The organism is Sporosarcina pasteurii, assembly GCF_041295575.1.
Classification (GTDB): Bacteria; Bacillota; Bacilli; order Bacillales_A; family Planococcaceae; genus Sporosarcina; species Sporosarcina pasteurii.
Genome location: NZ_CP160452.1, coordinates 1602980 through 1623445, shown reverse-complemented (window position 1 = coordinate 1623445; position 20466 = coordinate 1602980). Strand labels below are relative to the sequence as shown.

The 20466-nt window shown below is 38.1% G+C and carries 26 protein-coding genes; 16 read left to right on the top strand and 10 right to left on the bottom strand.

Annotation, left to right across the window (positions count from 1 at the left end; all coding sequences use genetic code 11):
- Nucleotides 1-96: 96 nt before the first annotated feature.
- From cccA to AB1H92_RS07520, 3 genes are all read left to right on the top strand, one after another.
- Nucleotides 97-450, top strand: coding sequence for a cytochrome c550 (gene cccA / locus AB1H92_RS07530; protein WP_115360966.1), 354 nt, complete (start codon nucleotides 97-99; stop codon nucleotides 448-450).
- 87 nt (nucleotides 451-537) lie between these two features.
- A complete protein-coding gene (locus AB1H92_RS07525; protein WP_115360968.1) occupies nucleotides 538-1230 on the top strand; it encodes a tRNA (adenine(22)-N(1))-methyltransferase TrmK in 693 nt (230 codons plus the stop codon).
- A complete protein-coding gene (locus AB1H92_RS07520) occupies nucleotides 1227-2345 on the top strand; it encodes a Nif3-like dinuclear metal center hexameric protein (protein WP_115360970.1) in 1119 nt (372 codons plus the stop codon). Before AB1H92_RS07525 ends, AB1H92_RS07520 begins: the two co-directional genes overlap by 4 nt.
- 95 nt (nucleotides 2346-2440) lie before the next feature.
- On the opposite strand, the gene AB1H92_RS07515 is transcribed toward AB1H92_RS07520, so the two are convergent.
- On the bottom strand, nucleotides 2441-3412 hold the full coding sequence (locus AB1H92_RS07515) for a 4-hydroxy-3-methylbut-2-enyl diphosphate reductase (protein ID WP_115360972.1): 972 nt from the start codon (nucleotides 3410-3412) through the stop codon (nucleotides 2441-2443).
- A gap of 65 nt (nucleotides 3413-3477) precedes the next feature.
- On the bottom strand, nucleotides 3478-3933 hold the full coding sequence (gene vrrA, locus AB1H92_RS07510) for a VrrA/YqfQ family protein (RefSeq protein WP_166739498.1): 456 nt from the start codon (nucleotides 3931-3933) through the stop codon (nucleotides 3478-3480).
- Nucleotides 3934-4047: 114 nt separating this feature from the next.
- Here vrrA and AB1H92_RS07505 point away from each other — a divergent pair, with 114 nt between their 5' ends.
- Nucleotides 4048-5343 (top strand): DEAD/DEAH box helicase, encoded by a 1296-nt coding sequence (locus AB1H92_RS07505; protein WP_115360976.1) that lies wholly within the window; start codon nucleotides 4048-4050, stop codon nucleotides 5341-5343.
- 14 nt (nucleotides 5344-5357) lie between these two features.
- Nucleotides 5358-6248 (top strand): deoxyribonuclease IV, encoded by an 891-nt coding sequence (locus AB1H92_RS07500; protein ID WP_115364079.1) that lies wholly within the window; start codon nucleotides 5358-5360, stop codon nucleotides 6246-6248.
- Nucleotides 6249-6340: 92 nt separating this feature from the next.
- Here AB1H92_RS07500 and AB1H92_RS07495 read toward each other — a convergent pair whose 3' ends face one another.
- Nucleotides 6341-6592: a hypothetical protein gene (locus tag AB1H92_RS07495; protein ID WP_174904613.1), complete on the bottom strand. Its 252-nt coding sequence runs from the start codon at nucleotides 6590-6592 to the stop codon at nucleotides 6341-6343.
- A 102-nt stretch (nucleotides 6593-6694) separates the two neighbouring features.
- Between AB1H92_RS07495 and AB1H92_RS07490 the strand changes: the two genes are divergently transcribed.
- From AB1H92_RS07490 to AB1H92_RS07480, 3 genes are read left to right on the top strand one after another with little or no spacing between them, the layout of a single operon-like run.
- On the top strand, nucleotides 6695-7465 hold the full coding sequence (locus AB1H92_RS07490; RefSeq protein ID WP_115360978.1) for a metal ABC transporter ATP-binding protein: 771 nt from the start codon (nucleotides 6695-6697) through the stop codon (nucleotides 7463-7465).
- A complete protein-coding gene (locus AB1H92_RS07485) occupies nucleotides 7458-8324 on the top strand; it encodes a metal ABC transporter permease (protein ID WP_115360980.1) in 867 nt (288 codons plus the stop codon). Before AB1H92_RS07490 ends, AB1H92_RS07485 begins: the two co-directional genes overlap by 8 nt.
- Nucleotides 8321-8737: a Fur family transcriptional regulator gene (locus tag AB1H92_RS07480; RefSeq protein WP_115360982.1), complete on the top strand. Its 417-nt coding sequence runs from the start codon at nucleotides 8321-8323 to the stop codon at nucleotides 8735-8737. Before AB1H92_RS07485 ends, AB1H92_RS07480 begins: the two co-directional genes overlap by 4 nt.
- 61 nt (nucleotides 8738-8798) lie before the next feature.
- Here the strand turns inward: AB1H92_RS07480 and AB1H92_RS07475 are convergent, their stop codons facing one another.
- The 4 genes from AB1H92_RS07475 to AB1H92_RS07460 all read right to left on the bottom strand — a co-directional run bounded on the left by AB1H92_RS07475 (nucleotide 8799) and on the right by AB1H92_RS07460 (nucleotide 11649).
- Nucleotides 8799-9383 carry a 5' nucleotidase, NT5C type gene (locus AB1H92_RS07475; RefSeq protein ID WP_115360984.1) on the bottom strand — a complete coding sequence of 195 codons (585 nt, stop codon included), beginning with the start codon at nucleotides 9381-9383 and terminating at the stop codon, nucleotides 8799-8801.
- A complete protein-coding gene (gene ispG / locus AB1H92_RS07470) occupies nucleotides 9380-10504 on the bottom strand; it encodes a flavodoxin-dependent (E)-4-hydroxy-3-methylbut-2-enyl-diphosphate synthase (protein ID WP_115360985.1) in 1125 nt (374 codons plus the stop codon). The genes AB1H92_RS07475 and ispG overlap by 4 nt, the downstream gene beginning before the upstream one ends.
- A 220-nt stretch (nucleotides 10505-10724) precedes the next feature.
- Complete coding sequence (locus AB1H92_RS07465) at nucleotides 10725-11048, bottom strand: hypothetical protein (protein WP_115360987.1); 324 nt, start codon at nucleotides 11046-11048, stop codon at nucleotides 10725-10727.
- Between the two features lie 82 nt (nucleotides 11049-11130).
- Complete coding sequence (locus tag AB1H92_RS07460; protein ID WP_166739497.1) at nucleotides 11131-11649, bottom strand: DUF1189 family protein; 519 nt, start codon at nucleotides 11647-11649, stop codon at nucleotides 11131-11133.
- Between the two features lie 204 nt (nucleotides 11650-11853).
- On the opposite strand from AB1H92_RS07460, the gene AB1H92_RS07455 reads away from it, so the two are divergent.
- Both AB1H92_RS07455 and AB1H92_RS07450 read left to right on the top strand, forming a co-directional pair.
- On the top strand, nucleotides 11854-13485 hold the full coding sequence (locus AB1H92_RS07455) for a Na/Pi cotransporter family protein (RefSeq protein ID WP_115360991.1): 1632 nt from the start codon (nucleotides 11854-11856) through the stop codon (nucleotides 13483-13485).
- Nucleotides 13486-13510: 25 nt separating this feature from the next.
- Nucleotides 13511-13993, top strand: a complete 483-nt coding sequence (locus tag AB1H92_RS07450; RefSeq protein ID WP_115360993.1) for a DUF456 domain-containing protein — start codon at nucleotides 13511-13513, stop codon at nucleotides 13991-13993.
- 78 nt (nucleotides 13994-14071) lie between these two features.
- Here AB1H92_RS07450 and AB1H92_RS07445 read toward each other — a convergent pair whose 3' ends face one another.
- A complete protein-coding gene (locus AB1H92_RS07445; RefSeq protein ID WP_115360994.1) occupies nucleotides 14072-14410 on the bottom strand; it encodes a DUF1360 domain-containing protein in 339 nt (112 codons plus the stop codon).
- A gap of 382 nt (nucleotides 14411-14792) precedes the next feature.
- Here AB1H92_RS07445 and AB1H92_RS07440 point away from each other — a divergent pair, with 382 nt between their 5' ends.
- From AB1H92_RS07440 to AB1H92_RS07430, 3 genes are all read left to right on the top strand, one after another.
- A complete protein-coding gene (locus tag AB1H92_RS07440; protein WP_115360998.1) occupies nucleotides 14793-14972 on the top strand; it encodes a hypothetical protein in 180 nt (59 codons plus the stop codon).
- Between the two features lie 324 nt (nucleotides 14973-15296).
- A complete protein-coding gene (locus AB1H92_RS07435) occupies nucleotides 15297-15899 on the top strand; it encodes a superoxide dismutase (protein WP_115361000.1) in 603 nt (200 codons plus the stop codon).
- 182 nt (nucleotides 15900-16081) lie between these two features.
- Nucleotides 16082-18184, top strand: a complete 2103-nt coding sequence (locus AB1H92_RS07430) for a penicillin-binding protein 2 (protein WP_115364080.1) — start codon at nucleotides 16082-16084, stop codon at nucleotides 18182-18184.
- Nucleotides 18185-18226: 42 nt separating this feature from the next.
- Here AB1H92_RS07430 and AB1H92_RS07425 read toward each other — a convergent pair whose 3' ends face one another.
- Together AB1H92_RS07425 and AB1H92_RS07420 are read right to left on the bottom strand one after the other, a co-directional pair.
- On the bottom strand, nucleotides 18227-18697 hold the full coding sequence (locus tag AB1H92_RS07425) for an endolytic transglycosylase MltG (protein ID WP_166739496.1): 471 nt from the start codon (nucleotides 18695-18697) through the stop codon (nucleotides 18227-18229).
- A gap of 7 nt (nucleotides 18698-18704) precedes the next feature.
- On the bottom strand, nucleotides 18705-19061 hold the full coding sequence (locus AB1H92_RS07420) for a hypothetical protein (RefSeq protein ID WP_115361004.1): 357 nt from the start codon (nucleotides 19059-19061) through the stop codon (nucleotides 18705-18707).
- A 350-nt stretch (nucleotides 19062-19411) separates the two neighbouring features.
- Between AB1H92_RS07420 and rpmG the strand changes: the two genes are divergently transcribed.
- From rpmG to AB1H92_RS07405, 3 genes are all read left to right on the top strand, one after another.
- Nucleotides 19412-19561 (top strand): 50S ribosomal protein L33, encoded by a 150-nt coding sequence (rpmG, locus tag AB1H92_RS07415; protein WP_075528000.1) that lies wholly within the window; start codon nucleotides 19412-19414, stop codon nucleotides 19559-19561.
- Between the two features lie 118 nt (nucleotides 19562-19679).
- On the top strand, nucleotides 19680-20261 hold the full coding sequence (locus AB1H92_RS07410; protein WP_115361006.1) for a 5-formyltetrahydrofolate cyclo-ligase: 582 nt from the start codon (nucleotides 19680-19682) through the stop codon (nucleotides 20259-20261).
- Nucleotides 20258-20446 carry a YqgQ family protein gene (locus AB1H92_RS07405; protein ID WP_115361008.1) on the top strand — a complete coding sequence of 63 codons (189 nt, stop codon included), beginning with the start codon at nucleotides 20258-20260 and terminating at the stop codon, nucleotides 20444-20446. The genes AB1H92_RS07410 and AB1H92_RS07405 overlap by 4 nt, the downstream gene beginning before the upstream one ends.
- Nucleotides 20447-20466: the final 20 nt, after the last annotated feature.

Genomic DNA, 20466 nt, shown 5'->3' with positions numbered 1-20466 from the left:
TCTGGAAATCGCTTTCAGTTTAGTAGTATTTACAGTACAATAATAGTTGTGTACTATATTTATTACAGAATTGATGTTGATAAGGAGGGTTATTCGATGGGTAAGAATCCGATAGTACCTTTTCTTCTAATCATGGCATTAGGAATTGGACTTATCTTCTTCATGTCCTTATACGGACTTGATCAAAAAGATGAAATCGCAAATGAAGATACCGAAAACACTGAAGTAGCAGCAGACTTTGATGCGGCATCCTTTTCAGATGCGAAGTGTGTTTCTTGTCACGGTGGAAACCTAGAAGGTGGAGGAGCACCGGGATTAGTGGGCACTGCTTTATCTAAAGAAGAACTTAAAGACATTATGAAAAACGGTACAGATGGTGGAATGCCAGGTGGCTTAGTTCCAGATGCTGATCTAGAAGCAATGGCGGACTATATTTTATCACTTGAATAATCACACCAATTAGTAAAGCCATCTATCAGTAGGACATACTACTGATAGATGCTTTTTTATTTCAAAGATAGAGAAGGAGTTGGTTGAATGATACAATTATCAGAAAGATTACAGGTTGTAGCTTCTTACGTTGAGCAAGATGCGATTCTAGCAGATATCGGTAGTGATCACGCATACTTACCGACTTATCTTGTTCAAAAAGGCGTTATAAAAAAAGCAGTTGCTGGGGAGGTTGTAAAAGGACCTTATGAATCTGCATTAAAAAATGTTCAGCGTGAAGATGTGTCGGATGCTGTTACAGTCAGGTTAGCAAATGGTCTATTTGCCATCCAAGAGCAGGATGGTGTAGATACAGTGAGTATTGCTGGAATGGGTGGTCCTTTAATCGCTAAGATTTTAGATGAAGGGAACTCGCATTTAACATCGGTTAAGCGCATCATTACACAACCAAATATTCATGCAAAAGCAATCCGTGAATGGGCAGTAAACAACGATTGGGTAATCATCGATGAAAGAATTCTAAAAGAAGATGGTAAGATTTATGAAGTCGTTGTCTTAGAGAAAGGTAAGGCATCCTACAGCGAGGCAGACCTTTTGTTAGGACCGATTCTTTCAATAGAAAAGAACCATGTGTTTAATGAGAAGTGGCTACACGAGATAGATCAATGGAATCATATCGTACACTCTTTGGGCGAGGCAAAAAATAATCCCATAGCTGAAGAGAAACGAGGGCAATTAAATAAACAGATTCAATTAGTAGAAGAGGTGTTGCAAAAGTGAAAAGAGTAAATGGCCATGAAGTCATTAACTTATTCGAACAGTGGTCACCAAAATCCTATGCACTTGAAGGAGATCCTGTCGGGGTTCATGTTGGTCAATTAAATCGGCCTGTCGAAAAGGTACTTGTAACACTCGATGTGAATGAAGAAGTTGTGGATGAAGCTATTGAAAAAGGAGCAAATCTAATTATCGCTCATCATCCGCCAATCTTCAGACCGTTAAAAAACATTGCGACCGACACAGTACAAGGCCGGATGTTTGAAAAATGTATTAAACATGATATTACCATTTACGCTGCGCATACGAATTTAGATGTTGCTAAAGGCGGCGTAAATGATATGCTTGCAGAAAAAATTGGACTCGTAAATACAAAGGTGATGGAACAAACCTACTCAGAAGCGCTTTATAAAATGATTGTATTTTGTCCCGCAACACATGCAGAAGAAATGCGTATAGCGTTAGGTCAAGCAGGTGCTGGTGCAATCGGTGAGTATACAGCATGTAGCTTTACATCTGAAGGGGCTGGTCGTTTTACACCTGCAGACAATGCAAATCCTTATATTGGTCAAGTAGGCAAGGAAGAGGTTGTTGCTGAGGAAAAAATTGAAGTGATTGTGCCTGCTCCAAATCGTAACCGCGTATTAAAAGCGATGTTAAATGCCCATCCTTACGAAGAACCGGCTTACGATATTCTAAAACTAGAACAGAGAGGGAATACGCTCGGTTTAGGAAGAGTTGGAGAACTAGAAGAACCCCTTACGTTGGACTTATTTGCGTCTAAAGTGAAAGACGTCTTTCAAGTGCCTGCGCTACGCTACGTCGGCGATCCGAATAAAATGATTCGTAAAGTCGCTGTTTTAGGCGGCGATGGCAATAAATACATCCATGCTGCCAAAAGAAATGGGGCTGACGTACTAGTCACTGGAGACTTATATTATCATGTTGCTCATGATGCTGAATCGATTAATCTCGCTGTTGTAGATCCTGGACATAATATTGAAAAAGTAATGATTGAAGGGGTTGCAGTTTATATGCAACAAGCATGCAACGATGCTAAGTTTGCCGTCAACTTCCTCAAATCTGAAGTGAATACAGAACCATTCCAGTTTAAATAAGGTGAAACTGTTTATGTGTCTGCGAGGGGTATCGCTTAAAATAGATAATAAAAAACGGTCTCTATTTGATCTAGAGACCGTTTTTTTTTGACTATTTAAACGTATGGTTCAATACGCTCTACTGGTTGTGGGTTTTTTATCCTAGGTAGAATTTTATTTAGTTCGAATTTTTTCTCTGGTACGTGAGTAGAAGGATCTTCTGGATCGAACTTCTCTAAAAATTGCATGACTTCACGCACGATAATTGTAGGCGTCGATGCGCCTGCAGTCACTGCAACAGTTTCAATCCCTTTGAGCCAACTAATATCAATTTCAGATACGTCAGAAATTCGATATGACGGTGTGTTTGCAATTTCTACAGATACTTGGGTTAAGCGATTTGAGTTGTTGCTTGAAGGGTCTCCAACAACAATAAGTAAATCTGCTTCTCCAGCTTGTTCTGCAACCGCTTCTTGTCTAACTTGGGTCGCTAAACAAATTTCTTTATGTTGCTCGATATGTGGATACTTTTCTTTTAGTGCCTCCATTAAATGAGCGACATCCCACTGACTCATCGTCGTTTGGTTTGTAACGAGTAACTTGTCATTATCGACATTTAAACTTTCGATGTCTTCTGGTGTTTCAATTAAGTGTACTTTATCTGGTGCCACGCCCATAGCACCTTCTGGCTCAGGATGGTAACGTTTTCCAATATAAATAATATCATAGCCTTCAGCAGTTTTTTCTGCTATTAAATCATGCGTTACAGTTACATCTGGGCAAGTTGCATCAATTGAAACAAGACCTTTTCTTTTTGCCAATTCCCTAACAGCCGGTGAAACCCCGTGAGCCGTGAAAATGACTGTTCCTTTGTCAGCTTTCTCTAGAATCTCTAAACGATTTTTTCCGTCTAATGTAATAATCCCATCTTCTTCAAATGCGTCCGTAACATGTTTGTTATGGACAATCATCCCTAATATATAAATGGGTCTCGGTAATGTTTTGTCGAGCGCCGCATTTCGTGCGATAATCATTGCATCGACAACCCCATAACAATAACCTCTTGGGGTAATCTTTAATACTTTCATTCAATTCACTCCTCTAAATAGGATACTATATTCTATTATAGCGGAGTTAGAATCGTTGTTCAAAGTTAAGGATTAGGTGGTTGGAATATTCTGGGTACGGAAGAAGCCGATCTTGCTGCTTGCGCTGTCGACTGAGCTGCAGATTGGGCAGTTGTAGCTTGACTAGCTAGATTTGATGCTCCTGCATTAGGCATAGATTGAAATCCTTTGTATAATCTCCACATTGCAGGTAAATTACTAATCATTGGGGCAACCTGTTGAACAATGGGCGCAAATTGTTGGGCAGTATTTAAAAATCGATCTGCCGTTTGCATGTAAGCATCTAGTTTTGACGGTCCTTGCCCTCCCGCTTGACCTGGTATATGATTGTTTGATGGTTGAGGCTGGGGTTGAGGTGCACCCATGACCGGTGGCTGTCCCTGATTTCGTACAGGGGGCCAATACATATTCGGATTAGAATATTGTTGTCTCATATGAGGTGGCTGGTTGTGTGCGAACGGATAAAACGATTCGTATCTCACTGTAAAACTCCTTTCATTAAATCTGAATAAACTTTCATATCTTATCGTATGCGAAAAACACTTACGATGGGACAGAATCATGTTACAATAGAGAATAAGTAAGGAGGCATCATTATGTCTAAATTCACTGATTATAATTTTCAACCATTCCTTCGAGAAGCGATTCGAAAACTTGGTTTTGAAAATCCAACGCCAATTCAAAAAGAGATGATCCCGCTTATATTAAGAGGTACATCTGCGATTGGACAAGCACATACTGGAACTGGAAAATCACATAGTTTTCTTATTCCAATTGTGGAGCGTATAGAAGAAAGTTCTGATGATTTACAAGCGATTATTACTGCGCCAACTCGAGAACTTGCAACGCAATTATATGATGAACTATTAAAGCTAACAGAAGAAACTGGAATTCGTTCTGCTTTATTAATTGGTGGAACAGATAAAGAGCGAGCTGCAAACCGCTTAAAATCTAATCCACAAATAGTAGTGGGAACGCCAGGAAGAATCAATGATATGGCACAAAGTAATGCACTTTTAGTCCATACAGCAAATATGCTTGTGATTGATGAAGCAGATCTGGCTTTTGATATGGGCTTTATTGAAGACATTGATAAATTTGCATCTAGAATGCCTGAGCATCTTGAAATGTTTGTTTTTTCGGCGACAATTCCGGAAAAACTCAAACCATTTCTCAACAAGTATATGGAGTCGCCAGCACATATTAAAATAGGTGAGCGTCAATCGTTCACGGAAGGCATCCATTATTCGCTTGTTCCAGTAAGAAGTATGAAAAAAGAGAAAAAGTTATTGCAAGTACTTGAAAGTATTACACCCTATTTGGCGATTATTTTTACCAATACACGTAAAAACGCGGAAGAACTTGCAAGCTTTTTGGAACAGGAAGGCATTAAAACGGGAAGAATTCATGGGGATTTATCTCCACGTGAACGGACACGCATGATGAGAAGGGTTCGTGATCTAGAATTTGAATACATCGTTGCGACAGATTTGGCTGCTAGAGGGATTGATATTCCAGGTGTCAGCCATGTGATTAATTTCGAAATTCCCGACGATCTAGAATTTTTTATCCACCGTGTAGGCCGTACAGCAAGAGCAGGGCTTGAAGGACACGCAATTACGCTTTACGAACCGACGGATGAGGATAAAATAACGAATATCGAAAAGCTAGGTATTCCATTCGTTCATGAAGATGTCAAAAATGGCGAATGGAGAGAAGTGAAAGAGCGTCATGCCCGGAAAAAGCGTACGAAACAATTTGATGAAATTGATCGTCAAGCAGTGGCATTTGTTCGTAAACCTAAAAAAGTAAAACCAGGATATAAAAAGAAAATGGCGAAACAAATTGAAAACTTTAAGAGACAAGAAAGGAGAAAGCAACGAAAAAAATGACGAAAAAACAATCATTGCTCCTTGGCTCACACGTATCAATGAGTGGCAAGAAAATGTTGCTCGGATCAAGTGAGGATGCTGTTAAATACGGAGCAACTACTTTTATGATTTATACAGGCGCTCCTCAAAATACACGGAGAAAGCCTGTTGAGGAACTAAATATTGAAGCCGGTCTAGCACATATGGAAGAACATGGTATCTCTAATGTTGTCGTGCATGCACCGTACATTATTAATATTGCAAATACGACTAAACCGGCAACATTTCAACTTGGTGTTGATTTCTTACAATCAGAAATCGAGCGTACTGCTGCACTCGGCGTGAATCAAATTGTGTTACATCCGGGTGCGCATGTAGGCGCTGGGGTCGACAAAGGAATTGCGAAAATCATTGAAGGCTTGAATGAAGTCCTTTCACAAGATTATCCTGTTAAAATAGCATTAGAAACAATGGCAGGGAAAGGAACAGAGATTGGTAGAAGCTTTGATGAAATTGCGAGAATTATAGATGGCGTTACCCATAACGAAAGACTGTCGGTTTGTTTTGATACATGTCACGTTCATGATGCTGGTTATGACATTGTGAACCAATTTGATCATGTACTTCATGAGTTTGATAGTCTCATTGGAAAAGAACGTATTTCAGTTATTCATATTAATGATAGTAAAAATGAACGTGGAGCAGGCAAAGACCGTCACGAAAATCTTGGATTTGGATATATCGGTTTTGATGCACTCCATAATATCGTGCATCATTCTGACTTTGTAGACATTCCGAAGATTTTAGAAACACCGTTCGTAGGTAATGATCCTAAAAAGAAACACGCACCTTATCAAGTGGAAATTGAAATGTTACGAGAAGGTATTTATCGACCTGAAATGATTGAACAACTGAAACAGTCTTAACATGTAAAAGCCCATCGCTTGGATGGGCTTTTCACTTGTAAAATGACCAAGAGAGAAGTAATGACGGCCTTATTCAGAATAAAGTGTAGTACCTATCGACGTGTAGCATTTTGATACATTTTAAGTAAATCGTCTGTTTTCGATGTCCCGATTGCTTGTTGAACTTTATAGACAAAGCTATCGGGAATACCTGTGAAAATCCAATGAATAGAAATATCGTCTAACAACGGGCGCAGAGCTTTAATTTCTGAAATTGAAAAGTCTACCCCATAGGAAGACGCAATTGATTGAACTTCACGATCACTGCTCATTTTCACTTCATTTAGAAACTGAACAAAATCCATTTCTCAATCCCTCTTTCTTAATTGGTTGAATCCAAAGCCATTTTCAGTTATAATTTTTTTATTAATCGTAATGATTTCGATTACGTGGAAGGGAATTACTTTATGAACACACTTATTGAACTGGAGGACGTTAACTTTAGTTATGAACAACGAGTCGTCCTTGAACATATTGATTTTAAACTTAAAGAAGGTGAGTTTTGGGCATTAATCGGGCCGAATGGGTCAGGAAAATCAACGCTTATTAATATTATTTTAGGTTTACTAAAACCTGACTCGGGGTCTGTTAAGCTATTTGGTGCTGATATCGAGCGTTTTCAGCATCGAGAATTGATAGGTTATGTTTCGCAGAAATCCAATTCTTTTAATAGTGGTTTTCCAGCAACTGTTTTGGAAGTTGTACGTAGTGGACTTACGCGTAAAAAAGGACTATTCAAGCGATTTTCAAAACACGATCATGAGAAAGCTATGGATGCACTTAAGGTTGTTGGTATGGAAAATTTTGCACGTAACAATATTGGAGAATTATCCGGGGGACAACAACAACGTGTTTTTATCGCAAGGGCACTTGCAGGTGAGCCTAAACTTTTAGTAATGGATGAACCGACAGTTGGCATAGACCAACAAAATGTCGCATCGTTTTATTCTATGCTGAACAAGTTAAACGGTGAACACGGGATTGCAATTTTACTTGTTACGCATGAAATTGATATTGTTACTGAACTGGCTACACATGTTGCTTGCTTAAATCGTTCTATCCATTTCCATGGAATGCAGTCTGACTTTCATAAGATGGAAACTGAAGAAATTTCGAAGTGGTATGGTCATCCTGTTAGACGTGTCCACCAATATGAAGGGGGACGAATGAATGATTGATGCTATTTTTTCTTATGAGTTTTTACAAAATGCTTTCCTGTCTGGAATCATCATCGGCCTAATTGCTCCGTTATTGGGGTTATTTATTGTCGTGAGGCGACTTGCACTTATCGCAGATGCGTTGAGTCACGTAGCACTTGCTGGAATTGCAGGTAGTCTTTTTTTAAGTCAACAAGTACTATTTTTCAGCGCATTAAATCCGGTCTATTTTGGAATAGGCACAGCGGTTGGTGGTTCGCTTCTGATCGAAAAGTTGAGAGGGATGTATAAACATTATGAAGAACTAGCCATTCCTGTAATCTTATCGGCGGGAATCGGCCTCGGTGCGATATTCATTTCGCTTTCTAAAGGGTTTAGTGCTGATTTAATCGGTTATTTATTTGGCTCCGTCTCTGCAGTAAGTCGTCAGGATTTACTGATTGTCATTGTGATTGCAATCATTGTTATCGCATTTATTTATTTCTTATATAAAGAGCTTTTCGTGTTATCATTCGATGCAGAGTACTCTAAGGTTTCGGGAATTAATGCCCGCTATATTCAGTTGTTTTTCATGGTCATTACAGCACTTGTTATTGGGGCGTCTATGAGAATTGTTGGGATTTTACTCGTATCTTCTTTAATGACTGTTCCAGTAGCAGCGGCTATGCAATTGGCGAAAAGTTTTAAAGGTGCAATGATCTATTCCATTGTACTCGGGGAGATGTCAGTTTTGATAGGCCTTGTGAGTGCTTTCTATTTGGACATAGCACCAGGCGGAACGATTGTTGTGACATCGATTCTATTACTGCTACTTGTTATTGGTTGGAAAAAAATCCGTGGTGAACGAAATATACTTCTAGAGAAGGAGGAAGTCGCATGAATTTAGATGAGGCATGGAATATCCTTCAGAAAAACGAATTCAAACGAACGAAGAATCGAGATGTAATTCTTCAGTTTTTTGCTGCACATAATCGATATTTAACCGCCGGTGATGTAAAACTTCATATGGAAAAAGATAATCCTGGCATAAGCTTTGATACAATCTATAGAAATTTAGCGACGTTTACAGAGCTTGGGATTTTAGAGGAAACTGAATTAACTGGAGAGCGCCATTTCAGAATGCATTGTGAACCCGGCGTACACCATCATCATTTTATTTGTACGTTATGTGGTGTGACACGCAACATTCCTGAGTGTCCCATGGACATCCTTTCCATCGATCTTTCAAATTATGAGATAGAATCACATAAATTTGAAGTATACGGCAAATGTCCACAATGTATTGCGAGTTAATGAACTGTATAAAATAAAAAACGGTGTTCAAACATAAAATTGTTTGAACACCGTTTTGTTTTTATTCGTTTGATGAAGTGATTGGAAAAAGCTTTCCAATCCAGTCGTTCGCTTCTTGCCAATTTGTAACACGTATGACACCATCTGGAATCGGTTTTCGATTATATGGCGTGTCAAACAATAGTACCGGGATATCCAGCTCCTCATGGATATCAACAGCATTATCATGTTTATCTTCGAAAAAAGCATGAACACTATGTTTCTTTGCGGCTTCTATTTTATAATGACTACCAATGAGTTCTATATGGTCATAGGGAATAGCTTCTCGTTCAAACCAGTTCGTCGTAGTATCAAAAACGTTTTCTCCACGTGCAGAAATGTAAAACAATTCATAGTGATTATTCCAAGCATCTAATACTTTTTTTGCATACTCTTGAGGAGGGGAAGTGTCATAAATCTTACTCTCAACGGTTTTATACCATGTATAAAACTGTTTTTCATCGACTGAGAATGCTTTTGTTAAGTCATATTCCTTAATATCATCGAGCACTAAGTTAACATTGTAGGCTTTATTAATATAGGGAAGGAGAGAGGTCGGACAAGTTACTGTACCGTCAATATCAATCCCGAAACGGAAAGGTTTCAATTTTGAACCTCCGCTTGTAAAGCTAATTCTTCTTGACGTTTCTTTTCAAAATACTCTTCTGCTAGCTTGTCGATTTCAATCTTCAACTCTTCCACCATTGTTTCTTCAGGTACTTTACGAACAGTTTTACCTTTCATGAAGAGTAATCCTTCCCCACGGGCACCTGCAATTCCGATATCGGCTTCACGTGCTTCTCCAGGCCCGTTTACGGCGCAACCAAGCACAGCAACTTTCAGAGGTGCTTTAATATTTGAGATGTATTCTTCTACTTCGTTCGCAATGCTAATTAAATCAATTTCAATTCTTCCGCATGTCGGGCATGAAATTAAGGTAGCTGCATCTGAAGAAAGTCCGAATACTTTTAGTAATTCTCTTCCCACTTTTACTTCTTCAACTGGATCAGCACTTAGAGATACACGCAGTGTGTTTCCAATCCCAGCGGACAATAATGTTCCGAGACCCGCTGAACTTTTAACAGTTCCTGCAAATTGCGTTCCGGATTCCGTAATCCCTAAATGAAGTGGGTAGTCGAAAGCAGCTGCCGCCTTCATATAAGCTTCAACAGCTAAGTTTACATCTGAAGCTTTTAGGGAAACAATAATATCATGGAAATCAAGATCTTCTAAAATTTTAATATGATGGAGCGCACTTTCTACCATTCCATCTGCCGTTGGATAGCCATATTTTTCTAGGATTTTTCGCTCAAGAGACCCAGCGTTAACACCGATACGAATAGGGATTCCTTTCGCTTTTGCAGCATTCACAACTGCTTCAACTTTTTCCCTTCTTCCAATATTACCTGGGTTGATACGGATTTTGTCTACGCCTTGTTCAATCGCAATAAGAGCCAGTTTATAATCAAAATGGATGTCTACTACGAGAGGTATGTTAATTTGTTTTTTTATTTCACCTAAAGCGTTCGCAGCTCTTTCATCTGGGCAGGCAACTCGAATAATTTGCACCCCAGCTTCTTCTAGGCGCAAAATTTCTTTAACTGTTGCTTCTACATCATGTGTTTTAGTCGTTGTCATACTTTGGACGAAAAGTTCGTCGTTACCACCGATTGTTAAATTGCCCACACGAACAGGGCGTGTTTTCGTACGGTGAATAATTTTACTCATTCATGTTCACTCCTTAAAAAAAGCTAAAACGATAGTACTCAGTTCATTTTATCAATCAATCAGACTAAAAGACAAGGAACAACCCTTATTGTAGTGTGCAGTTTAGATACGGCAGACAAAAGGTAAAGGGAGGGCAACCTATTACGGCGTGTCCTTTGATGATAGATGCAGGCCTTGCTCGCTTAGTCCTTATGTATCCCAATACCATTCCTTCTTTCATTTATTCACATTTATTCTGTTCTGAATTTGAAAGAGGGATTAAAATTGTTTCTCCACCAACAATTCCTTGTAATTTAAGGTGAGGATTTAAAGTGTAAAATTGTTCTAATCTATCTATAAAACCAATTTCGGCATCAGGATAAAGTGCAAATAAAGATTCAATCGTATCTCCATGAATAGACGTTACAGGAATCGAACGGGTTTCATCTTCACATAGTACCTGATCATCCTCTGTTGGTTTTTGAGGGATTGTCCCTTCAACGAAATCAATACGAACAAAATGTATGGTTAAAAAAATTGCTGCGGCTAGAAGTAATATTCTCATTTAAATTCCCCCTTGTTGAACATTATGTTCTAGGTGAGGAATTATGCTTATTTTAGAAAAGATTCATTACAGATAAAAAGTATTAATGATTACGTTGTAACTCCGGTTGTTTCGGGTAATACTTGATAGCAAGAACGATATAAGTGAAATGTATAATTGATGAAATTATTAATCCACTACTTTTTAGCTCAGGGAAAAAGTCGAATACAATGGTGATTAAGATAGGTAGTGTCATGGCAATCGCAGAAGTTCTCCATACATGAAGGTACTGGCCTCGCCTTTTCATCAATTTTATCATTAGAGAACCAATATAAGCAAAAGCGCTTACCCGAATGAAAATATAAAATGTACTAATGACTAATTGTAAAATAAAAGCTATCGGAAAAATAAGTGCTCCAATTTTTTCACTATGTTCTTGTAAGTCGGGAGAAGCGTCAAATAATACATCATCTCCAATAATAAACCGGGAAAAGGAAATTACGGTAAAGAAAAAAACAAATATAAAAACATAAGTAAAAACTTTACCGATAGGCAACAATCGAAACGCCGCCAGTTTTTTAAATTCATAAAGACTCGCTTTGAATATTTGATGATAGTTCAATTTGGAAACCTCCTTACTCCATTCTAGTCTATCATCAATAGAAGAAAATAGGATCGTTCAAACATTTGACAGATTGATGACATTTTCATATTCAATTGTAAAGGGAATGTAAATTTTATCACTTAGCTATTTACAATGAGTCAATAAGACAAGCATAATGAATAACGGTATATTGATAAATGAATGAATGGGGTTGACTACTAAATGGAAGTGAACTGGCAAGAAATGATTTTCCAATTTCTTGGTGGACTTGGAATCTTTTTATTTTCAATAAAATATATGGGGGACGGTTTACAAAGGGCTGCAGGCGATAGACTGCGGGATATATTAGACAAATTTACAACGAATCCTTTTATGGGTGTGTTAGTCGGAATTGTTGTGACGGTGTTAATTCAATCAAGTTCAGGGACGACTGTAATCACAGTTGGACTTGTAAGTGCTGGTTTTATGAAGTTGCGTCAAGCCATTGGTGTAATTATGGGTGCCAATATTGGAACTACGATAACAGCTTTTGTTATTGGATTTGACGTTGGGGCGTATGCCTTGCCTATAATGGCTGTTGGTGCATTTTTACTTTTCTTTTTCAAGAAAAATGCTTATAAAAACTTTGGTGACGTTGTCTTTGGCTTTGGTGGATTATTCCTCGGGCTTGAACTGATGAGTGGCGGAATGAAACCACTTCGTGAATTACAGGCATTTAGTGATTTGACGGTCTCTATGAGTGAAAATCCAATATTAGGAGTAGTTGTTGGTACTGTTTTCACCTTGATTGTCCAAAGTTCAAGTGCAACGGTAGGTATCTTGCAAGGTCTATATGCAGAAAATCTAGTCGATTTACAAGCAGCACTGCCAATTTTATTCGGTGATAATATTGGTACAACAATTACCGCTATATTAGCTTCAATAGGTGTATCAGTAGCTGCGAGGCGTGCGGCGGCCACGCATGTTTTGTTTAATGTTGTTGGGTCCATTGTCTTTTTAATTTTCCTAGTCCCATTCACTGCATACGTTGAATGGATTGCTTCTGTTTTGGAACTCGAAAATAAAATGCAAATCGCATTTGCACACGGTTCATTTAACGTGGCCAATACGATTATTCAATTTCCGTTAATTGGTTTTTGGGCTTATTTAGTCACAAAGTTTATCCCAGGTGAGGAAGTTACGATTGAATATAAGCCAAAGCATTTGGATTATCACTTCATCCAACAATCCCCGTCGGTTGCGATTGGACAAGCGAAAGAAGAGATTATTCGCATGGGCGATTTTAGTGTCCAGGGATTAGAGGAAACATACAAGTATTTAAAAACTGGAAATAAAAAACATGCAGAAACTGCATATCAGTTAGAAGATGCAATAAACAATTTAGATCGTCGAATTACAGATTATTTAGTTGAAATTTCTTCGGTCAATATTTCACCACTTGAATCCGCAAGACATATGACATTAATGGAAACGGTCAGAGATTTCGAAAGAATTGGAGACCATTTTGAAAATATTATTGAGTTATTGGATTACCGAGATGTCAATCGTGTTGAATTAACTGAAGATGCAATTGAAGATTTATCTAATATGTTTACATTAACAACTGAAACAGTTCAAAAAGCAATTGATTCACTAGATAAAAATGATATGGCACTTGCAAGAGCAGTAACGAAACAAGAAGATTTAATCGATAAAATGGAACGGACATTTAGAAAGAAACATATTATTCGATTAAATGAAGGAAGCTGTACAGCTCAAGGCGGAATGGTTTTCGTGGACATTGTTTCAAACTTAGAACGAATCGGTGACCATGCGGTAAACATTGCTGAAGCTGTGCTTGGAAAGCGTGGATAATTAAGTAAGGAAAGAAGGGCTTTAGATGGAGATAGTTGGTTGGATTGTTGCGATAATTTGTTTTATCATAGCTTTTTTAGGGCTCGTCTATCCAATTATTCCATCAGCTCTATTTATGGTAGGCGGTTATCTACTTTACGGGGTATTCGTATCTTTTGAAGAGTTAACTTGGCTTTTTTGGCTCATACAAATTTTATTTCTCATTTTATTGTTTGTGGCAGATACGCTTTCTAACCTTGTAGGTGTTAAGAAATTCGGTGGGTCAAAGGCGGGGATGTGGGGAAGTACGATTGGCTTATTAGTCGGCCCATTTGCAATCCCGGTTGCCGGTATTATTCTCGGACCTTTTTTAGGTGCAATTCTTGCAGAGTTGATTGTTAATCGTACTGCATTTAAGCTCGCCGTTAAAATAGGAATCGGTTCTTTAGTCGGTTTCTTAACCTCTATTGTTACAAAAGGATTTTTGATGATTGTTATGATTATAGTATTTATTTTGTTTGTTAAATAATCCAAATACAAGCCAGCCAATGTTTTAAGGCACCCTTTTCTTACTCGATTCAACATGTGTAAGAAACGGGTGCCTTTTTTATATTATGGATTCTAGGATAGCAGCTGCTCCTGCGACTGCAAAAACCAAAAGGATTGGGAAAGCAATAGGGAAATAAATAAAAATGAGTACAACACCTAAAGCACTCCAAAATCCAGTACACCAATAGCAACTTAAAAGCTTGCCGATCCAAGCGCGTAACCCCGCTCCTTTGATTTCAATGTATTTCTCCATGTTACCTGAAGAATCCTCTTTAAAAACTTCAGATATAAAAGGCATTCGAATAAAAGCTGTAATTTCATCAAAAACAATGAAGTGCGTAATTCTAAAAGATGCAAATATAAGAATGAAAAAATCAAGCCAGTTGATGGAGGTCATGCTTCACGTCCTTTTTATCCAAGTATCACTATCATATGCGGGCAAAAGCTTCATGTGCTATAAGCGTGACGCCAGAGTAGCTATATTTTTGTTTTAAGGTTTTGGGATTTTTAGCTAGGTTTACTTTAGGGGATATGGCATTCGCGATTATGAACTTGCTCAAACCATCCATCTTCAAATTACTGCCATTCTGTCGCATCCTCATCGGAAGTTTGAACACCCAGCCCCTTCATCTAATACAATAATTTAACCTTGAAATTTCACGTCTATGGATGGGCTGATTTTTTTATGCAGACAACTGTGATGAAAATCGGCAATTAGACAATACTTCTGCCGTTCACTTATCCCGTTGCGATGAATATATTTGAAAAGAAGGGAGGCGATGAATGAAATGACATTCGACGATGAAAAAAAGAGTCGTGAGCAAATTTCAGGTATGACGACTAAATGGCAACAATCAAGCATAAAACGTTCGAAGCAGGGTGACCATCATTCAAAGAGTGTGAATCAAAAAAAAGCTCATCGAAAATCAAAAAAATGCTGTGGTCAGCGAAAACGTTGAGAGAGAATGTAAACCAAATAATCCGATTGAGATCAGATGATACATCATTGTCTATAATAGGTTCTCCGACTATAATGACAGGAGCGCCATGTAGAAATGTTTCTGCAAGGCACTCCTATTCGTATTCCTATGTGTAGGATGCTAGTTCTTTTGTGAAAAATAAAATACATGTACCATCGCATTTTCATATTAATTCCTCAATTATTATGAGGATAATGAAATAAGGAACAGCATAATAGTCCATTTTATTTGAACGTTTTTCATAGTTTTGCTAATGTAATAGATGTAGGAAATATATACATCTTTTGAGGAGGAATGGAAGAAATGGCTTACAAATTACCAGAACTACCTTATGCATACGATGCACTCGAACCACATTTTGACAAAGAGACGATGAATATTCATCACACGAAACATCACAACGCGTATGTAACTAACTTAAATAATGCACTTGAAGGACATGCTGACCTAGCAGACAAATCCATCGAAGAACTGATTTCTGATATGGATGCAATTCCAGAAGATATCAGAACTGCAGTACGAAACAATGGTGGCGGACACGCAAACCATGCACTATTCTGGGAGCTACTATCTCCAAACGGTGGTGGACAACCATCAGGTGCGCTAGCTGAAGCAATTGATAAGAAATTCGGTAGCTTTGACCAGTTTAAAGAAGAGTTTGCGAAAGCAGGTGCAACTCGCTTCGGTTCTGGATGGGCATGGCTTGTTCTAGATAATGGAGAACTTGAAGTGATGTCAACACCTAACCAAGACTCACCATTAATGGAAGGCAAGACACCACTTCTAGGACTTGACGTATGGGAGCATGCATACTATCTTAACTACCAAAACCGTCGTCCAGACTACATCTCAGCATTCTGGAATGTTGTCAACTGGGATGAAGTTGCGAACCGTTACGGAAAATAAAATAAAAGTTCATGAAAATGAAACAAAGCACATACCTAATTCGTCTAGGTATGTGCTTTTCTTTTATAGGGTGGTATAATTCAAAAGGGATGAATTGAAAAGGAGGCTAGGAATGATTGAAAAAACAAACAAGAAGAACGGAACGACCTAAAGTTCGGTTAAGGAAAAACATTTCTTTCCGAATGAATTTCCTATTCTTTTCGATATTCATACTTTTTTCATTGCTTATATTTCGATTAGGTTATTTACAAATTGTGAAAAGTGAAGATTATGTACGAGCTTTGGAACGAACTGAAGAGATTGCTGTCAATACGAGTGTGCCACGCGGCCGAATATTTGATCGTGAAGGCAGAATATTAGTTGATAATCTCCCTAAAAATGCCATTACATATACGAAAATGTCTACAACTACCTCAAATGAGATGTTGGAGATTGCGGAAGAACTTGCACAACTTATCGAAAAGAATACAAATCGAATCACTTTAGGGGATAAAAGAGATTTTTGGATATTGAAAAATAGTGAAGAGGCATTTAATAAAGTAACAGCCGAAGAAAGAAGAGCAATATTAAATGATCGTTCATTATCAAAAAGAGAACAACAAAGAGCAGTGACACGGCTAACGCGAGAAAGGATTACTGAAGAAGAGTTGAATTCTTTCACTAAGGAAGACCTCGAAGTTTTAGCCATTTATCGTGAAATGATGTCCGGCTATGCATTTTCACCACAAGTGATAAAAAGTGGCGATGTGACGCCAGAAGAATTTGCGATGGTTTCTGAACGGCTAAGTGACTTTCCAGGTGTGAACACGACGACTGATTGGGAAAGAGTTCGAAAATCATCAAATACGATATTAGGGACCACCACAAATCCAAATGAAGGGATTCCTAAGTCGCATTTGAATTATTACTTGGCTCGAGATTATTCGCGAAATGATAGAGTAGGTAGAAGCTTTTTTGAGTATTATTATGAAGAGTTATTACAAGGTCAAAAGACAGTTGTTAAAAACATAAAAGATCGGACAGGAAAAGTCATAGAGATTAAAACGGTACAAGAAGGCATGCCTGGAAAAGATCTTGTTTTAACAATAGATACGGAACTACAAGTTGCATTGGAAAAGATTGTGAGCGATAAATTATTACAGCTTAAAAGCGGACCAAATAGTCGTTATTTAGACCGCGCATTTCTCGTCATGCTAGATCCAAATAATGGAGAAGTCCTATCACTTGTGGGGAAGCAAGTCGTCCGCAACAGAGAAACCGGGCGTTTTGAAATTAGAGATTACTCGTTTGGTACATTTACAACGAGGTACGAAATGGGTTCTACCGTCAAGATGGCTACTTTGCTCGCGGGCTATGAACATGGTGCTGCAACTGTTGGCGAAACGAAAATCGATGAAGCATTGAAGTTTAGGGGGGATGGAATAAAAGGGTCCATTTTTAACCGGTCGGCTTTCACTCGTATTCCGATGAACGATATTGAAGCAATTGGTCGTTCGTCAAACGTCTATATGTTTAAAATCGCTATGGGTATTGGCGGTTCCAGTTACGGAGGGTATAATAGCGTACTGCGGGTTAATCTTGATGCATTTGAAAAGCTGCGCTCTTCCTATAGTGCTCTTGGCCTCGGTACAACTACTGGTATCGATTTACCTGGAGAAGTTGGCGGGAAACCAGGGAAGAATGTTAGCTACAGTTTATTAGACTTATCGATTGGGCAATATGATACATATAGCCCACTTCAACTTGCACAATATGTGGCGACCATAGCGAATGGCGGATACCGAATTGCACCACATGTACTAAAAGAAATTCGAGAGCCTTCGCCGGATGGTAAGACGTTAGGTCCACTCGTTCAAGAGGCTGAGCCACGTGTGCTTAATCGAATTCCAAATACTGATCGTGAAATTGAACAAGTGAAGCGTGGTATGTATTATACGTATTACGGTGCGAGGGGAACTGCTCGAGGCTTATTCGATGGTAAACCTTATGACGCGGCAGGTAAAACTGGTACATCAGAAACCTATGGTTATGATGTAGAAACGAAGACAGGTCAATCCACAGTAAGCCTTGCGCATGTCGGTTTCGCACCTTATGATAAACCTGAAATAGCCTATGCGGTATTAATTCCACATATTTCAACAGGAAGATATACGTATGCAAACAATGAAATTGCGTATGATGCTGTTGATAAATACTTCGAATTAAAAGCAAAAAAAGCTGAACTTGAAGATGCGCAGGATGTGCTGCAAGAAATTAAACCAACATTAAAAGATGATGAAGAATAATAAATGCACCTATCTCATTCAATTCAAGAGATAGGTGCATTTTCAATGTGTATTCGTAATAAGTTTCGAGATTTTTTCAATGGACATTGATGAATCCAATCGATATTCTCCAATTTGAATTTTCTTTGCTAAATCATATGTTTTTAAATACGTATTTAAGGCGTCTGGGTCCTCGATAATTGAAGCGTTTGCTAATTCATTGGCAACGTCTTTAGAAGAAGTACCAGATTCAATATGTAAAATGGTTTCAACTAATGTTGAATCGTTGCTAGCTTCATCTATTTCTTGCTGCTGGCTATCACTAGATTGATTTGCTTCGGATGTTAATGTTTGTAAATTTGCCAATTCTGCTTTGGTCTGTTGAAGTTTTGTTTCGAGAGCGGAAATTTCATATTTCAATTCGTTATTTTCAGCTAGTATTTCAGATTCTTGCTCTGTTGAATTTGTTATAAAATAAAGAAACGTGCCTGAAAGAATACAAGCAACGCCAATAATACGTAGAATATCTTTCAAGAACAATTTACCTCACACCTCTCGATTGTAATACGCGGATAACTTCCTCACTCGTTAAAGAGGAACGTTTGGCGATATCTTCAATTGAAAAGCCTTGAGAGTTTAATGAGAGAATTTGATTGACAATAATTTCATGAACTGGTTGTGCTCTTGTATTATGTTGACTCGTCTCTATTGGTTCCATACTCATCATAAGTTCTTCTTCTAGTGCTTTTAATCTCTTTTTTAAACCATTTGTTTCTTGATGTAAACTAATTGAGATTTTTTCTAATTCATCCGAGTCAATTCGATTTGAATGTCCTACAAAGAAAGAAAGAATTACAATAATAATACCAAATGCGATTAAAAGTAAATGTAGATCCATGTCATCACACCTCATTTAATAATAAAATTTATTCTAATTGTTTTAGGGACTAGTGTCTATCGCAAGCTTTTAATCTGGCTAGCTCTGTGCGTCAGCCCCTCGGGTCATAAGCAATCCAACTATGTGGCACAAACGCGGGCCTACAGGATGCCTTCCTTGTAGTTTGCTCGACTTATGCCTGTCGGGGCTGGACGACACCCAGAGCTTTTAATCTAATCTTAGCATATTGTTTTAAATAAATATATTTCATACTTTCTACTGGACATTGGGTATATACATGATATAATTAAAAAGTCGTATTAATCATGCTCATAATTAATTTTACAGCCTGATGAGTGGGAGGGACAAAAATGCGCGTAAATATTACACTTGCTTGCACAGAATGCGGTGAGCGCAATTATATTTCAAAGAAAAACAGACGTAACAATCCTGAACGTCTTGAAATGAAAAAATACTGCTCACGTGAGAGAAAACAAACGTTGCACCGCGAAACAAAATGATTGCTCAGGCCAAAACCTTTATTGGTTTTGGTTTTTTCGTCTAATTGCAGGCACCAAAGGGATGTCACATCTAAATTGGTGCCTTGCACTTTTGTCCTTTGAATTGGGGGTATGAAAGTTGGATAAGAAAAACAGTAGGCATCAAATGCTTCAGAAGTTAAATACAATGAACGTAGATGAACACGCCCAGTTATCACTGGGAATTATACAACATGTCATGCAACTAGATGTATATAAAAATGCGAAAACGATTGGTGTGACAATTTCTCGATATCCTGAAGTTGATACGCGCCCGTTTATTGAAGCAGCATGGGAAGCAGGCAAGAACGTTGCTGTTCCAAAATGCATTCGAAAAACGCGAGCAATGGATTTTCGTCTCATTACTTCGTTTAAACAATTAGAAACAGTGTATATAGATTTATTAGAACCCATTGTGAATGAAACCAACTCTGTTCGAAAGGAAGAGATTGATTTACAAATCGTACCAGGAGTTGTTTTTTCCAATGAGGGATTCCGGATTGGATTTGGCGGCGGGTACTATGACAGATACTTGGCTGATTATAAAGGAGATACAATTTCTCTTGCGTTTAATTGTCAAACTAACCAAGTGGTTCCAACCGAAAATCATGATATCCCTGTAAATACGATCATTACTGAGAGAAATATGATAGACTGTCAAAGGAATAGGAAATTACCATGAAAGACTTTTTAAGTGTTATTCAATTGTTGAAGCGTTTTGGTATTTATATTTATACTGGGAATAAGTTAGATGATATTGAGCTCATTATGGAAGAAGTAGCTGAGCTTTATGAAAATGGCCTCATTATGAAAGAAGATTATTTGAAAGCTATTCTAATTTTGAGAGAAGAACGAAAGAAATTTTGATAGGTAGATAGAATTATTTA